Below are 15,947 nucleotides of genomic sequence, written 5' to 3'. Positions count from 1 at the left end.
CACCCTAAAACCAACTCAGCGCATCCGTTCATAACCGCTTTTATAGAATTCTGATACGGCATGTAAGTATTAGCCATCAAAGGTATGTCGATTGTCGTTGAGAATCTGTTGAGACCTTTAATGTAAAGTAAATAACAGAGAGAGAACACATTCAATAAGGAGGTTGCCATGTCGAATGTGCGCTGCGTTCGCGGTGGTGGTCTTATTGGCGGGGGCTAGATCTTTAGCCGTTAATAGATAAATTATCACCAATAAATCGCCTGGCAGCGAGGCGCCTTGACTTGCTGCCTTTTTATTTCTAGGCATTCACAACATTCCGAACCTCAGGAGGTTTTACAATGAGTATGCAGAGTCTGAACCAACTTGTGGCACGTTCGATTATCGATCCCGGGATCGTGCAGGCTTTCAGTTCCGGCAACAGGTCTGAAATCCTCAGCGAAATGGAGTTGACACCCGAGCTTCGGTCGGATCTCGACTGCATCGAAGCGGGTTCGTTTGTGGAATTCGCGATCAAAGCATACCGTGTGGTCAAAGCTTCGGAAGTAAAGCCGCTGCAAATCGAACTGCCTTCGCCAATTGCGGGATTGGTGCCGGATCAAGATTGTACCGAAGGTGAACAGGCTGCATGATTACATGCACGAAGACTGAGCGGGAGTGGTTCTTGCAGAACATCGCACAGGGACTCGTGGATTATCTCGGTGTGATGGAACCTCCTGTGCCGATCGAAAAACTGCTTAAAAATCCCCCGGCATTGTACGATGCGGACTTCGGCGTCGTAGAAATGAATTCAGAGTTGTGGGATGCAACTTTCGCGCGGCTGCCCGATCAGAGCGGTAAGGTTTTCGTCCATTCGGATCTCGGGCCGGAAGCGCGTCGATATGCCTTGGCGCGAGAGACTCTAAGTGCATTGATCACAAGCAAGCACGGTCAGAATTTGGGTTTATTCGAATTGGTCGAATCGCACTTGAGAGAATCTGCGGAATTCTTTGCCCGAATCCTTCTTGCCCCTCCGCGCTTGCTGCGCAGCTTTTGTTCAGGGGATGGAGCGGCAACGAGGATCGTGAAGGAATTCAGGCTGCCGATGCACGCCGCTTCAAAACTTTGTGAAGATATGAGCACTGCGTAATACGAAGGGGTAACTTGTGTATCGGAGGAGCCGGCCTCGAGGTCGGCTCTTTTTATTTTCAGAGGATTTACGACTGCATCTCCCAATCCATTTTTCCACTTCCGTTTGGCACCCACCTTGCACGAAATGGCGTGATTGCAGAAGGCAGGTATAATCGCATGCTTGAGGATGAGGACCCTTGACGGAAAAGCAGGCACCTCTGACAGACACATCACCCGGGGCACGAAGGACATCTAGGAAGCCCTGGATTTTTCGATCCTTTCTCTTCGTCTCGCTTCTCGCAGTTGTTGGGATCGGATGGATAAGTATTGGGGTTCAGAATCGATTGCGCGACTCGGATCTGGATCCGACATTGATTTCGTTGGCCACTTCGTTGGCGTATACCGCAACACCCAGTCCCTCGCTTACGGTTTCTCCTGCCTTGCCGACAAACACTCCAGCACCCACAAGGACTACCTCTTGGGGAACGATTGTTTTTTCAGCGAGAGAGAATGGACACACACATTTGTGGGCTTATGTGCCCGGGGACTCGAACTCGGTCCAACTGACGGGAGGTCCATGGGACGATCGCGATCCTGCTGTGAGCCCCGATGGGCTTTCCGTCGCCTTCACCTCGCGTCGGAACGGATACTGGGATCTGTATATCCTCGACCTGCAATCAGGCGCAATCCGGCAGCTATCCGATACACCTGGCTACGAAGGCAATCCGACGTGGTCTCCGGACGGACATTGGTTGGCGTTCGAGGCCTACTACACTGACAATTTCGACATCTGGATCGTTCCTGTCGATCTGGGGCAAGATCCAATCCAACTCACGATCCATCCGGGGGCGGACCTTAGTCCAAGTTGGGATCCCCAAGGCCGCAGGATAGCTTTTGTGTCCGATCGAGATGACTCTCCTGACGTCTTTCTGGCAAACCTCGATGAGCCGGATGATCGTTTCCACAACATCACGAACACCAAGTCGACGGTCGAGAGCATGCCGGTTTTCAGTGACGACGGCTCGTCGTTGGCCTACAGCGAATCCTCCTCGGGTATCGATGTCGTCAAGGTGTTCGATATGGATGACATTAGCCGCCCGCCGTACGAAGTAGGGCAGGGTCAGCACGCCGCCTGGTCCCCCGATAGCCGTTATATGGTCACCATATTGCGCACCGCGCTGTACCGTCGATTTCAGATTTTCGCCCTGGACCACGTTGAAGCATCGGAGTTGCCGGTTTTACCATGGATCGATGTCGACGACGTGACCTGGACGACTGCCGGTATGCCGGGAGAGATTTACGCCGTCGACCGCTTGCCGCCCACCGACGCGCCGCTGTTGGATACCGCAGCCGACGAAACGCACAATGTGGATGAATTGAGGGATCTCGTCGATTTGCCTGGGGTTCGCGCCCCGCATCCTTCATTGTCGGATGCCGTCGGCCAGGATTTTCTTGCGCTCAAAGAACACAGCATTTCAGTCCTGGGTTGGGATTTTTTAGAAAGTCTCGATAATGCTTTTGTTGGTTTGAACGATCCGATGCCGCCCGGATTTGCTTACAATGATTGGCTCTACACCGGCCGTGCGTTTACTTTCAACAGCGCGGCGATACAGGCCGGCTGGGTGGAATTCATACGTGAGGATTTTGGCGGACAGACTTACTGGCGGGTCTACGTGCTCGCAGCGCTCCAAGACGGCACTTTGGGCGAACCGCTTCGTGAACCGCCGTGGGATTTCAATACCCGGATTAACGGCGATCCAAGGACGTACGATCAAGGCGGATCGCTGCGAGAGTCCATTCCCTCCGGCTACTACGTCGATTTCACGCAGCTGGCCTCCGATTACGGTTTTGAACGACTCCCGGCGCTGTCCAACTGGCGTACTTTTTACATCGGAACGCGTCTCAACGAATTCGTAAAACGAGAAGGTCTGAGTTGGACGGGAGCGATGCTGGAATTGTATCCCGTCTCGGCCTTGGTAACTCCCACGCCGTTCCAAACTCCCACGAATACACCCACACGAACGCCGAGACCGACGGCGACTTCCTGGTGGTGGAAATGGCGGACCCCGTCAGCGACGCCAACGGAGCAGCCGGTCTCCACCCCAACTGTGACACCATGAAGCACCACGGTCTCCTCCTGCTCGCGATCGCACTGATGGCATTCATGCTCTCTGCCTGTGAAGAGGGGGAAAGCATTCGTATCGCCCAGCCAACCGATGTTCAACCATCACCGTCTGCAACGACGACTCCCTTGACCGGGAATGATGTATCGAATCCAATGCTTGGAGATCCGGCCAAGACTCCGCTGCCTGTCGCATTCCCTACCATCGAGCCGAGTGAAGAACTGGACTGGAGACCCCCGCCGTATCCCGCGCCCTGGGCTCTGCGTCCGGAAGATCATTATTTCTTCTGGCGGCCCATTCCTTCTGGACAGGTAAATTGGCCCCATCCCTTCTATCGTTATGGAAGCTCGTATTTCGGTGAATCGGACATCCATACCGGTGTGGATTTGGGTGCCGACCGCGGGGCGCCCGTGCTGGCCGCAGGTCCGGGTGAGGTCGTGTGGGCTGGCTACGGATTGTATCGGGGCATCGAGGATCTCACCGATCCGTATGGTCTTGCAGTGGCCATCCGACACGATTTTGGCTATCAGGGACAGGAACTCTACACGGTCTATGCGCATATGCAAAAGGTTTTCGTTTGGGACGGGCAGCACGTGGAGGCCGGCGAGCAGATTGGGACGGTGGGATCGACGGGCCATTCCGATGGCCCTCACCTGCACTTTGAAGTGCGGTTGGGGGAAAATCGCTTCTTCAGTACGAGGAATCCAGAATTGTGGATGGTGCCGCCGGAGGGGTGGGCCGTGTTGGCTGGGCGGATTACGGATACGTACGGCAATCTTCTGCCCGAATTTCCGTTGAAAATCCGATCACTGGAGACCGGGAAGAAATGGGAAGTCTGGACTTACGTTCTCACGACGATCCATCCCGATGATTATTACGACGAGAACTTCGTGATCAGCGATTTTCCGGCAGGGCCATACGAGATCACGATCGATTTCGCGGGCTTTCAATACGTCGCATATTTGACCCTCTACGCAGGAGAGACCAATTTCATCATCTTTCGCGGCCGCAATGGTTTTGTCGTTCATCCTACTCCGACGCCCGTCGATCTTTCCAGTCCTCCCGATTTATGAGAGGCACTGAAGCGAGGAGCGGATGATGCGCATGACGGATGTCTTTGGGCGTACGCTGCGTCAAGCGCCTGCGGGACACGATCCGTCGACGGCGTACGCTTTACGCGCCGCGCTCGTTCGTTTCATCGACGAGCGATTTGTATTTCTCCCCCTTGGGTTGCGTGTAGCCAATAATCTTGCCGAGGCGCTGCTTCAGGGCAACGAGACGGTCAATCATGTAGACGGGCCTGGTGACTTTCCTATCGAAGCATGGAGGCGCTTACTCGATGACGAAATCCAATCCTATCGCCAATTGCCGCTGTGTCTGTTCTCTCGCCGATTGGAACGTTTTTCCGATCATCCTAGAGGACTTGCCAGCCCGGAGTGGGTAAGTGGATTGAAGTGGCATTATGCTGCGTCTACGGAAGCTTCGTTATCCGAATTGTGTGAACGCTGGCTGCAGCAGAACGAAAAACGACTGGACTCTCTTGGCCTTCCTCTCCAACGGCTGGAGTGGGGTGAACGCAGCTGCGGTTGGGCATACCTGTGTGATTTCGGCCCGGATACTCTGCTGGCTTGTTCCTCGTGCTCCTACATGGCCTCTCACGCGACCGCACACTTCAAACGCAGCGAGTTCGTCCGGGAAGATATGCAGACCCTGGACATGATTTCGACCCCGAATGCGGACACAATCGAGAGTCTGGCGGCGTTCCTCGGTATACCGACAACCAGGACGTTGAAGGCCGTGTTTCTGCGCAGCGACGATGGAACGGTCGTCCTGGCGCTCATCCGCGGAGATCTGGAAATTAGCATCAAGAAACTCGAGGACGTGATTGGCCGAAGAGGATTGGTTCCCGCTTCCCGTGCGGAGATCGAGGGAATCGGCGCCGCGCCGGGTTATGCAAGTCCGATCGGTTTAAAGGTACGAGAACGACAGGATACCGAAGGAGCCCTGGTAGTGGCGGATTTTTCGATCGAGCACGGTTGTAATTTCGCCAGCGGCGCCAACAAGCCGGGGTTTCACTTCAGCGGCGTGAACTATCCTCGCGATTTCGAGGTGACGACGATTGCGGACATTGCCATGCCCAAAGCGGGAGATCCCTGCCCGAAATGCGCGGCGCCACTCGAATCGCGTGTGGGGATTCGCATCGGCGGTTGGGAAGCGTTTGGAGACGCATTTCATTTTTCGGATGAGGGAGGAAACCTGAATCAGGGTTGGCTGGGAGCAGGGACTCTATACCTCGAACCCATTCTCGCGGCTTTGGTCGACGTTTATCATCATGACGGAGTAACCGGTTGGCCGGGGCGATTGGCGCCCTACGACGTTTACCTCGTGGATCTCCGCTCCCCGCGAGAGACCCACGAAGTCCTCGATGGGCTCCAAGCAGCGGGGTTGAGCGTGCTGCTCGATGATCGCGACGTATCACCCGGCGTGAAGTTCACGGATGCCGATCTCATCGGTTGTCTTTTACGGATCACGGTCAGCAAACGGAGCCTGGAAGGAGGGGGTGTCGAACTCGTATGCCGCGCAGGCCAAACAGAGGCGATTTACCCCATTGCGGCGGTAGCAGCGGAGGCTGCGGCGCTGAAAAACCAATTTATGTAAAGTATTCTTGACATCTTATGTTCGCTTATGCTATGCTTCCGAGCGCTGTATTTTCCAGTTCGGAGGATGAATGATCCGCGAGCGAGTCGCTGAGGACGTATACCTCTTCACGAGTGAAGTTTATGCCAAAGTCAACGCCGGGGCAATCGTGGGTTCGGATTGGTCGGTCATGATCGATACCCTCGCTTACCCCGATGAAACCCTGGAGATTCGCGACTTCCTCGAAAAACGCATCCACAAACCGGTACGCTATCTGGTCAACACGCATTATCATGCAGACCACAGTCTGGGTAATTCCTGGTTCCCGGATGCCGTCATCGTCGGACACCAACGCTGCCGGGAACTGCTGGATACGTTGGGCAGGACGGCGTTAGAAAATGCACAACAGCAGAGTAAGGAATTGGAGGATGTCCGTATCGTCCTTCCGGACGCCGTGTTCGATCGAGGTGGAATCAGCATTCGCGTCGGGAAACGCACGCTGCGGCTGGTCTTCTTACCGGGACACAGTCCGGATGGGATCGGGGTCTTGATTGAGGAAGACCGTGTCCTATTTTCCGGCGACGTGATGATGCCCATTCCCTACATCGTCGATGGGGATTTCGAGACGATGATCGAAAGCCTGAATAAGATCCCCGCCATGAAACTCGAGAATTTAATCCAGGGACACGGCGAAGTGGTTTTACGTGGAGAGGTACGCTCGAAGATTGACGATAACATCGATTATCTCGAACAACTGCGACGCCATGTGCGGAAGGCATCCCGGCGGCGAGAACCGGAAGAATACCTCAGGTCCATTGACGTCGAGTCTTGTGGCAAGAGCCGTATCCTGTTGAATGGTTTGGCAGAAGAACTGCATACCAGAAATTTACTCGCTTTGTATCATAAATGGTACAGGGAAGATCGATAGGGCGGCTGCAGTTCTCAGATCGTCGCATCTCAACGGTGGCAATTCATTGACTATGAACGAATACATTCTCGTTTTCGACGGCGGCAGCAAGGGAAATCCTGGTTTGAGCTATGGGTCCTTCCGGATCCAGGAAAAGGGGCGCAAACCGTTTCGACCCGTGCGGTTAGAATTCGGCCGCGGAACGAACAACGAAGCGGAATACAAGTCTTTGATCGCGGGTTTAGAAGCGTTGATCGCTAAGATAGAATCGGAAGACATCGACCCATCTGCGTGTCTCGTAGAAGTCCGAGGCGACAGCCAGCTGGTTCTTAATCAACTGAGTGGCGATTGGAAGGTAAAGAATTTACGCATGAGAAGGTTGTGGGATCAAGCGCAAGAACTACTTTCTCGTTTCAACGAACAGCGCCTTCGCCATCAATCACGCAATCGTACGGTCGAAATCCTGGGCCATTGACCGTGTTTCTTGCTTGTGGCATAATCGTTCGAGACATTTAAAGATCAGAAAAGCGATGACGGAGACGAGTACATCCCTGTAGGGTAGCAAGCGAGTCTGGGTTGGTGTGAGCCGGATTTACCCGGTGGATGGAAAATCCCTCCAGAGCTGTGACCTGAATGCAGTTGACACGCTATTAAGGAAACCGGCTTCGCCAGCCGTTATCCACGGCGCGAACATAATCCTGATGTTTCAGGACGTGTTCGATCGAGCGCCTGCATCGCTGCAGGAATCGGGGTGGTACCGCGGGAGACGCATTTCCTCTCGTCCCTTTATCGGGACGAGTATTTTTTTGGGGGGAGTGTGCGTTTCATCGCTGACTCCCATTGGTATTGCCGGACTGCGATCACATGGGCGGCTGGGAGATGCTTCACCAAATCGCCGAGAGGAGCGTTCAATGACCGAACCTCTATATCATCAAGATGCGTACTGTTTATCCAGGTGGAGGTGGTCAACCTTGCGACCATGGGTTGCTTCGAGCCGGCGAGGCCGTATTTCCTGTCCGTAAAGTGAAGCGCAGGGACGGCCAAATCTGGCATCAGATCGACGGTGGCCCACTGCAAGCCGGCGCGGCTGTTACGGGTGAACTTGATTGGGAGCGGCGGTACGCACTGATGCGCGTGCATACCGCAATGCACATCCTCTGCGGCGTTATCTGGAGGGACTACGGGGCGGCGGTGACGGGCGGGAACATGGAGCCGCTGCGGGGCAGGATGGACTTCGAATTTGAATCGATGCACAAGGAACTCGTCGAAGAAATCGAAGAGAAGATCAACCAGGAAGTCGCTGCCGCGCGGCCCGTGAAGACAGACGTCCTGCCCCGTGAGGAGGCGTTTCAAATTCCGGATCTCATCCGGACCAAGATCAACCTGCTGCCTCCGGCGATCCAGGTGGTTCGCATCGTGGAGATCGAGGGGTTGGATTTACAGGCGGATGGCGGCACACACGTTGCCAACACAAAGGAAGTCGGGGAAATTCACATCGTGGACTACAAGAGTAAAGGTGCGATCAACAAGCGTTTGGTGGTTGAATTGGAGGCTTGAGGTGAAATATGTTCAAAGCAGTACCTAGTCAAATCGATTTCGTCGCGCAGGAACATGAAATCCTCAAGTTCTGGGAGCAGACAAACGCCTTTGAGAAACTGGTTACCTTGCGCCAGGGTGGACCGATATGGTCATTCATCGATGGACCGATCACGGCCAACAATCCGATGGGTGTCCATCATGGATGGGGCCGGACGTACAAGGATCTATTCCACCGCTATAAAGGCATGCAAGGGCACCATACACGCTACCAGAACGGCTTTGACTGTCAGGGATTGTGGGTCGAGGTTAACGTCGAGCGGGACAAGGGGTTCAAAACCAAGCACGATATCGAAAAATTCGGCCTGGCGAAATTCGTCGTACTGTGCAAGCAGCGAGTCCTCAACTATGCCGCAGTGCAAACCGAGCAAAGCATCCGGCTGGGATACTGGATGGATTGGAATGATCCGCAGCGGCTGCGCTGGCTGAGTGAAAAACTGGGTGAAGATCCGGCTCAACGGATTGAATTCCAGGGTCCCGGCGGGCCAGTGAAGAACAGCGTGGAATACATCGTCGGCCATCTGGGTATGCCGGAATTGGGCGGATCCTACTTCACCTTTTCCGACGAGAACAATTACACAATCTGGTCGGTGCTCAAATCTTGCGACGAACGGGGCTGGATTTATAAAGGAACGGACGTGATGCCCTGGTGCTGGCGCTGCGGTACTGGGCTGAGTCAGCACGAGATCGTGACAGAGGGGTACCAGGAGAAGACCCATCCCAGCATTACGCTGCGCTTCCCGCTCAAGGATCGACCGGGTGAGAGCCTCCTGGTCTGGACGACCACGCCCTGGACACTGACGAGCAACGTGGCGGCGGCCGTCGGCCCGGATTTGACGTACGTGCGCGTAAAGCAAGGCGACGAGTACTTTTATCTCAGCCGTGGTACGCTGCACATGCTCAAAGGTGAATACGAGGTCGTTGAGGAACTTCCTGGTTCGGAACTAGAAGGCTGGCGGTATGAAGGTCCCTTCGACGAGCTGCCGGCGCAAATCGAGAAAAAATCTCCGGATGCACACCGGGTGATCCTTTGGGACGAGGTCGGCGAGGAAGAGGGTACCGGTATCGTCCACATCGCTCCTGGCTGTGGCGCTGAAGACTTTGCACTGGGTAAGGAATACGATTTACCGGTCATTGCGCCGCTGAATGAATCCGGGCACTTTGTTGAAGGATTCGATTGGCTCAGCGGGATGCACGTCAACGGGATATCGCAGCCGATTTTCGAGAATCTTGCTGAGAAAAGACTGTCTTACCGTGTCGACGACTATACCCACCGCTATCCGGTTTGCTGGCGCTGTGGTGAAGACCTGGTCTTTCGTCTGGTGGATGAATGGTTCATCTCGATGGGCGATCAATTGGATAAGCCGTACGAAGAGGTGACCCAGGCGGAGAAGGATGATAATCTGCGCTACCAGATGATGGAAGTGGTAATAAACGAGACCAGTTGGTATCCGTCCTTCGGATATGAGCGCGAACTGGATTGGCTGCGCAACATGCACGATTGGATGATCTCGAAAAAACGCTACTGGGGACTTGCCCTTCCGATTTGGGAGTGCAGCAAATGCGGTAATTACGACATCATCGGCAGCAAGGAAGAATTGAAAGAGCGTGCCGTCGCCGGCTGGAAAGAATTCGAAGGCCATTCGCCACATCGACCGTTCATCGACGCCGTGAAAATCGAATGCAGCCATTGCGGCGCCCAGATCGAACGCATCCCGGATGTGGGCAATCCGTGGCTGGATGCGGGAATCGTCGGTATGAGCACGCTTTCGTACCATTCGAACCCGGCGTACTGGCGCAAGTGGTTCCCTGCCGACTTGATCAGCGAGAGTTTTCCCGGGCAGTTCCGCAACTGGTTCTACAGTCTCCTGGCGATGAGTACGATCCTGGAACGCGAAGCTCCGTTTCGCGATGTCTTTACCTATGCCACGCTGCTCGCAGAAGACGGCCGCGCCATGCATAAATCCTGGGGCAATGCAATCGAATTCAACGAAGCCGCGGACAAAATGGGCGTCGACGTGATGCGCTGGCTCTACTGCAATCACAAGCCCGAGCGCGATCTCATTTTCGGTTACCATCGCGCGGACGAGGTCCGGCGGCAGTTCTTGATCCCCCTGTGGAACGTGTATTCTTTCTTCGTCACCTACGCCAACATCGACGAATGGATACCTGATGGAGTCGAAAGGTCTCCTACAGCCAGATCGATCGCTGGATACTCTCCCGACTCAACGAGCTGATGGATCAGATCAAGGTCGGCCTGGATACCTACGAGCCGGACGCTGCAACCGATGCGGTCAACCTTTTCCTCGACGATCTCAGCAACTGGTATTTACGCCGGAGCCGCAGGCGATTCTGGGCGAAGGCCGGCGCGAGTGAAGATTCTGACGAAGACAAACATGCCGCTTATTCCACGCTGTACGAGGTGCTGACAACACTGGCCAAGGCCCTGGCCCCGTTCGTGCCGTTCGTAACGGAGGCGATGTACCAGAATCTCGTCCGCACGATCGACCTGGAAGCTCCGGAAAGTGTGCATCACTGCGATTGGCCGCTGGCAAATCCGGAAATCATCGATCAACAATTGATGGCGGACATGGCGCTGGTAACGACGCTGGTCTCTTTGGGCCACGCTGCACGCAACAAGGCCAACCGCAAACTACGGCAGCCGCTTGGTCTGGCTGCGTTCTTCGTCGGAACGAAGGACGAAGCGGAGACGGTGCGCCGGTATGCGGATTTGATCCTCGAGGAATTGAACGTGAAGGAAATCCGTCTCCTGGATGCCGTTTCCGAAGCCGCTGCCTTGCGAATCAAACCACTTCCGAAGCAGCTGGGGCAGAAATTCGGCTCGCGTTTTCCGGCCATCCGAAAGGCGATTCAATCCTTGCGGCCGGAGGATTCGGAGGACTTCGCCGTAAAGCTTTTGAAGGAAGGCGCGGCTTTCACGATCGACGTCGAAGGGGAGAAGATCGAAATCCTGCCGGAAGAAGTCGAGGTGCAGATCGACGCCCACGAGGGTTTTGTCGCCGTTGCCGAAGGTGCGAAAGTTGTTGCACTCAACACGGAATTGACGCCGGATTTGATCCTCGAAGGCCTGGCGCGGGAATTCGTGCGGCGCATACAGGACCTGCGCAAACAGGCTGATTTACAGGTGGACGAACGCATTCGCATAGAATACAAAGCCAGCGACCGGCTCGGCGAAGCCGTCGAACATCACCGCGATTACATCCTGGGTGAGACTCTTGCTGTCTCCCTGGAAGCCGTCGGAGCGCCGTCGGGTCTCGCTACCGCTTCGCACGATTTCGATGGAGAGACTCTCATCGTGGCGCTGCAGAAAGCGTAGGCTCCTTGCAGCAAGAAGACGATCCTGGATCGGGGATTAACGAGCGTGATTTTCCTTAATCTCCAAGGGATTCTTGCCCTTGGAGAGTTTATGTCCACTGTAGAAGCGCACTACGCAAGGCGCTGACGATTCGGTACAATTGCCTAGGGAGCAATTCCCCGTATGGAGGTAGATTTGACGAAAGCACGAAAATACTTGACCCTGATCGGCATTGCAGGTCTCGTCGTCGCACTCGATCAGTGGACGAAGTACCTGGTACGCACACAGCTTCAGGTTGGAGAGACCTGGATGCCCATACAATGGCTGGCACCGTACGTGCGTGTCGTGCATTGGAACAACACGGGAGCAGCATTTGGGATGATTCCCAGCGGAAGTATATTTTTTACCATCGTCGCCATTCTGGTTTCGATCGCCATCATCATTTACTATCCAAGGATTCCAGCGGGGCAGGTCGCAGTGCGATTTGCCTTAGCGCTGCAGCTGGGCGGTGCGTTGGGAAATCTCACCGACCGCCTCATCTCAAATTTTACGGTCACAGATTTCATCTCCGTCGGCACCTTTCCGGTGTTCAACGTCGCCGATTCGAGCGTGTCGATTGGATGCGCGATTCTCATCGCTGCGATGTGGATCGAGGAACGCAAAGAGCGAGCCAGAAAGTCGGCCGATCCTGCATCTACGGAGAATTCGAGCGAGGAATCAGTTACCAACCTGGAGCAACCCGTTGAGTGAGTGAGCGACGCATCCGCTGTCAGGCTCCAGCCTCCGGGGGAAGATTAGACTTGTGTTTGGTGGACAACACGAGCGACTTATCCCGTACGCTCATCCAACGCTTGATACGCAAAGGCCTGGTTACGATCGATGGCAGCGTTGTCCGCAAGCCGGGTCATCAGCTTGAAGGTGGTGAGTGGATCGAGGTGCGCGTTCCTGAACCTGCGCCATCCGATCTCGTTCCAGAAGTCATTCCCCTCGATGTCGTTTTTGAAAACGAGCAGGTCCTGATCGTCAACAAGCCGGCGGGCATGGTCGTGCATCCCTCGGCCGGCCATACAGGCGGCACTCTGGTGCACGCAGTGTTGGCACATGCACCGGACATCGAAGGCATAGGTGGAGAGATCCGGCCCGGCGTCGTACATCGCCTGGACAAGGATACTTCGGGCTTAATTATCCTGGCGAAGAGCGACTCGGCGCATCTTTTCATCCAACGTCAATTCAAGGACCGTAAGGTTGAAAAAACCTATCTCGCGCTGGTGAACGACAGACCCCCAACACTCGAAGGAAGAATCGAAGCACCGATCGGACGCGATCCGCGCAACCGCAAGCGCATGGCCGTTCTTACTCCAGGACGAGGCCGGCCCGCGATTTCGATATACCATACCGTCGAAACGTATCAGGAGTATACTTTGCTCGAAGTTCGGCCCCTCACTGGAAGGACGCATCAAATCCGGCTCCATCTCGATTTCATCGGTTGTCCAGTGGTGGGCGATAAGCAGTATGGAAAGCGCAGTTCGCGCCGCTTACTTCCACGTCAATTCCTGCATGCCTACAAGCTGCGTTTTATTCTCCCGGGCGACGACCAGCCCACGGAATTCACGGCGCCTTTACCGGAAGACCTGCAGCGTTTTTTAGAGCAGCTCAAGTAATCTGCGGAGGGAAAATCTTCAATGGAACGAGTTGATTTCCGATCGGACACCGTGACGCATCCCACGCCGGAAATGCGCGCGGCGATGGCTGCGGCCGAGGTGGGGGACGACGTATATGGTGAGGATCCCAGCGTAAACCGGCTGCAAGACATGGCTGCCGGACTTCTCGGCAAGCAGGCTGCGTTGTTCGTACCCTCCGGAACGATGGGGAATCTGGCTTCAGTCCTTGCCCACTGCCGACGCGGCGATGAAGTGATCCTCGGGGATCAATCCCACGTCTTCATCAACGAGGCCGGGGGTATAGCCGCATTCGGCGGAGTCCAGCCGCATACGCTCCCCAACGAAAAAGATGGGACGCTGGATCTGGATGCGGTCGAAGACGCCATCCGCCAGGATGACGTGCACTATCCCATCACCCGCCTGATCGTCCTCGAGAACACCCATAATCGTTGTGGCGGCATTCCATTGACGCTCGAATACAGCCGTGCAGTCGGTGGACTGGCCAGGAAGCATGGATTGAAATTGCATATCGATGGCGCGCGGATCTTCAATGCGGCTGTGGAACTTGGCGTTTCCGCAGCCGATCTAGCCGCACCGGCGGATTCCGTAACCTTCTGCCTTTCCAAAGGACTCTGCGCGCCCGTCGGAAGCGTGATCTGCGGCGACGAGGCGTTTATCACCCACGCACGCCGCATGCGCAAGGCGCTGGGCGGCGGGATGCGCCAGGCGGGTGTTCTTGCTGCGGCTGGCATCGTGGCCTTGAATTCGATGATCGAACGCCTGTCTGACGATCACCGCCGGGCGCGTGCGATCGCCGACGGCCTGCGGAATATCCCAGGAATCTCGCTGCGCTATGAACGCCCCGCGACGAACATGGTCTATATTGATTTCGCTCCGCAAGCCAAAATGGGTGCATATAACATTGTGGAAGGAATGCGGGAGCAAGGCATCATCCTGCGCGCCTCCGGAGACGGGTCGATCCGGCTGGTCGTCCATTATTGGATCGATGACGAAGCGGTCGCACGTTTGATAACCAATTTCGAGCGGTTGTTGGGTAGTTGAGTTCAGGTCTTGTGGTATCATAGCGGCGGGATGAAAGATCGCATGCACGCTTTTGTACTTGCATATATCTATCCTGAGGGCGATCAGCGCCCCAGCGAACTCATATGAACACGCCCAGCGAATTTTAAGAGATCTATTGGGTAGATTCCTTAATGAGAAGGAACCAATGCGTGGGCAGTGTCAGCCCACGCCTGATTTTTTAACGACGACGGAGCCATCGTGATGGATGAAATGACATTCGAACAACAAGCCGATCTGCTGATGCAAGGAACCGAATATGGAGATGAGCATCTCAAACAATCGATGCGAGAGGAATTATTGGATCGCCTGAAACAGGCGAAGAAGGAAGGGCGAACGCTGCGCGTATATTGTGGCTTCGATCCGCGCACGACCGATCTGCACCTCGGACATACGGTCCCGATGCGTAAACTGCGCCAATTCCAGGACCTGGGACACGAAGTCATCTTTTTGGTCGGCCGATTCACGTCGCTGGTTGGCGATCCATCCGACAAGGACAAGGTGCGCGCACAGTTATCCCCGGAGCAAGCACAGAAAAACGCTGAGACGTATGCCAATCAAGCGTTTCGCATCCTCGATCCGCAGCGGACCAAGGTCGAATACAACGATACCTGGTTGTCGAAGCTGACGTTCGAGGATTTAATTCATCTGGCCTCGAATTTCACTATCCAGCAGTTCCTTTCGCGAGAAGCTTTTCGCAAACGCTGGGATCAGGAAGATCCGATTTATCTTCACGAGTTCTTCTACGCCTTGATGCAGGGATACGACGCCTACCACCTGAAGACCGACGTACAGGTCGGTGGGACTGATCAACTTTTCAACATCGTCACCGCAGCCCGGAAGTTGATGGAAGCCAAGGGGGAGAAACCGAACATCGCCATCATTCTCGGCATCCTTCCCGGGACGGACGGTGTGGTTAAGATGAGCAAATCGCTCGGAAATCACATCCCGCTCAACACCACGCCGGAAGACATGTATGGCAAAGTGATGAGTGTGCCCGATGCTGCGATGGGAGATTACTTCCGGCTGGTGACTCGCTGGACGCCGCCGGAGATCGAAGCCATCGAAGCGGGCCTGAATTCCGGAAACTCCCACCCGCGAGACGTGAAGATGAAACTGGCGCGGGAGATCGTCGAGATTTATTACGGCGAAGATGCGGTCCAGCAGGCAGAGGAGACGTTCATAAAAGTATTTCAGGAGCAAGAAACGCCTTCCGACATGCCGGATTTCGCCGTCCAACCGGGATCGTCGCTGGTGGCCATCATGCGGGACGCGGGTCTGGTGAAGAGCAACAGCGAAGCTCGTCGACTGGTCAAACAAAAAGGCGTACGCTTGGACGATGTCGTCGTCGAGGATGCCGATCAGGCCATGGAAATCAAGTCACCGATCGTGCTGCGGGTGGGGAAACGCCGCTTCGTGAGGCTGGTGCCTGGAGAATGATGGATCGGCATCCGTCTTTAGGATTATCGGAATCGGTAAGGGCTCTGAACCAGAGCCCTTTTTTATTCGTCAATTGGAAT

The 15,947-nt window shown here is 55.1% G+C and carries 14 protein-coding genes and 1 other annotated feature; all 14 genes read left to right on the top strand.

Features of this window, described 5'->3' with window-relative positions; genetic code table 11:
• Nucleotides 1-338: 338 nt before the first annotated feature.
• Nucleotides 339-629, top strand: a complete 291-nt coding sequence (locus tag P8Z34_01675) for a hypothetical protein (protein ID MEJ2549373.1) — start codon at nt 339-341, stop codon at nt 627-629.
• 32 nt (nt 630-661) lie between these two features.
• A complete protein-coding gene (locus P8Z34_01670) occupies nt 662-1,126 on the top strand; it encodes a hypothetical protein (GenBank protein ID MEJ2549372.1) in 465 nt (154 codons plus the stop codon).
• Nucleotides 1,127-1,631: 505 nt separating this feature from the next.
• Nucleotides 1,632-3,227, top strand: coding sequence for a hypothetical protein (locus P8Z34_01665; protein MEJ2549371.1), 1,596 nt, complete (start codon nt 1,632-1,634; stop codon nt 3,225-3,227).
• Entirely contained in the window at nt 3,164-4,303 is a 1,140-nt protein-coding gene (locus tag P8Z34_01660; protein ID MEJ2549370.1) for a peptidoglycan DD-metalloendopeptidase family protein, read from the top strand. The genes P8Z34_01665 and P8Z34_01660 overlap by 64 nt, the downstream gene beginning before the upstream one ends.
• 22 nt (nt 4,304-4,325) lie before the next feature.
• The gene (locus P8Z34_01655; GenBank protein ID MEJ2549369.1) at nt 4,326-5,888 is read left to right on the top strand and encodes a YbaK/EbsC family protein; all 1,563 of its coding nucleotides are present in this window, start codon (nt 4,326-4,328) and stop codon (nt 5,886-5,888) included.
• Between the two features lie 70 nt (nt 5,889-5,958).
• The gene (locus P8Z34_01650; GenBank protein MEJ2549368.1) at nt 5,959-6,795 is read left to right on the top strand and encodes an MBL fold metallo-hydrolase; all 837 of its coding nucleotides are present in this window, start codon (nt 5,959-5,961) and stop codon (nt 6,793-6,795) included.
• A gap of 52 nt (nt 6,796-6,847) precedes the next feature.
• Entirely contained in the window at nt 6,848-7,249 is a 402-nt protein-coding gene (locus P8Z34_01645; protein MEJ2549367.1) for a ribonuclease HI family protein, read from the top strand.
• A gap of 46 nt (nt 7,250-7,295) precedes the next feature.
• Nucleotides 7,296-7,563, top strand: a binding site (T-box leader).
• A 147-nt stretch (nt 7,564-7,710) separates the two neighbouring features.
• Nucleotides 7,711-8,331 (top strand): alanyl-tRNA editing protein, encoded by a 621-nt coding sequence (locus P8Z34_01640; protein ID MEJ2549366.1) that lies wholly within the window; start codon nt 7,711-7,713, stop codon nt 8,329-8,331.
• An 8-nt stretch (nt 8,332-8,339) separates the two neighbouring features.
• A complete protein-coding gene (locus P8Z34_01635; protein ID MEJ2549365.1) occupies nt 8,340-10,607 on the top strand; it encodes a class I tRNA ligase family protein in 2,268 nt (755 codons plus the stop codon).
• Complete coding sequence (locus P8Z34_01630) at nt 10,607-11,707, top strand: DUF5915 domain-containing protein (GenBank protein ID MEJ2549364.1); 1,101 nt, start codon at nt 10,607-10,609, stop codon at nt 11,705-11,707. Before P8Z34_01635 ends, P8Z34_01630 begins: the two co-directional genes overlap by 1 nt.
• Before the next feature lie 174 nt (nt 11,708-11,881).
• Nucleotides 11,882-12,436, top strand: coding sequence for a signal peptidase II (gene lspA, locus P8Z34_01625; protein ID MEJ2549363.1), 555 nt, complete (start codon nt 11,882-11,884; stop codon nt 12,434-12,436).
• Nucleotides 12,433-13,347, top strand: a complete 915-nt coding sequence (locus tag P8Z34_01620; protein ID MEJ2549362.1) for an RluA family pseudouridine synthase — start codon at nt 12,433-12,435, stop codon at nt 13,345-13,347. Before lspA ends, P8Z34_01620 begins: the two co-directional genes overlap by 4 nt.
• Before the next feature lie 21 nt (nt 13,348-13,368).
• Entirely contained in the window at nt 13,369-14,409 is a 1,041-nt protein-coding gene (ltaE, locus tag P8Z34_01615; GenBank protein ID MEJ2549361.1) for a low-specificity L-threonine aldolase, read from the top strand.
• A 222-nt stretch (nt 14,410-14,631) separates the two neighbouring features.
• Complete coding sequence (tyrS, locus tag P8Z34_01610) at nt 14,632-15,867, top strand: tyrosine--tRNA ligase (protein MEJ2549360.1); 1,236 nt, start codon at nt 14,632-14,634, stop codon at nt 15,865-15,867.
• Nucleotides 15,868-15,947: the final 80 nt, after the last annotated feature.

This window comes from Anaerolineales bacterium, assembly GCA_037382465.1.
GTDB lineage: Bacteria > Chloroflexota > Anaerolineae > Anaerolineales > E44-bin32 > WVZH01.
Note: the sequence above shows the minus strand (reverse complement) of the source record. Positions and strands in the feature narration are given on the sequence as shown.

Coding starts and splice junctions, on each gene's coding strand:
- P8Z34_01675 (MEJ2549373.1), top strand. CDS start 339: ATGAGTATGCAGAGTCTGAACCAACTTGTGGCACGTTCGATTATCGAT.
- P8Z34_01660 (MEJ2549370.1), top strand. CDS start 3,164: ATGGCGGACCCCGTCAGCGACGCCAACGGAGCAGCCGGTCTCCACCCC.
- P8Z34_01655 (MEJ2549369.1), top strand. CDS start 4,326: ATGATGCGCATGACGGATGTCTTTGGGCGTACGCTGCGTCAAGCGCCT.
- P8Z34_01650 (MEJ2549368.1), top strand. CDS start 5,959: ATGATCCGCGAGCGAGTCGCTGAGGACGTATACCTCTTCACGAGTGAA.
- P8Z34_01645 (MEJ2549367.1), top strand. CDS start 6,848: ATGAACGAATACATTCTCGTTTTCGACGGCGGCAGCAAGGGAAATCCT.
- P8Z34_01640 (MEJ2549366.1), top strand. CDS start 7,711: ATGCGTACTGTTTATCCAGGTGGAGGTGGTCAACCTTGCGACCATGGG.
- P8Z34_01635 (MEJ2549365.1), top strand. CDS start 8,340: ATGTTCAAAGCAGTACCTAGTCAAATCGATTTCGTCGCGCAGGAACAT.
- P8Z34_01630 (MEJ2549364.1), top strand. CDS start 10,607: ATGGATCAGATCAAGGTCGGCCTGGATACCTACGAGCCGGACGCTGCA.
- ltaE (MEJ2549361.1), top strand. CDS start 13,369: ATGGAACGAGTTGATTTCCGATCGGACACCGTGACGCATCCCACGCCG.
- tyrS (MEJ2549360.1), top strand. CDS start 14,632: ATGGATGAAATGACATTCGAACAACAAGCCGATCTGCTGATGCAAGGA.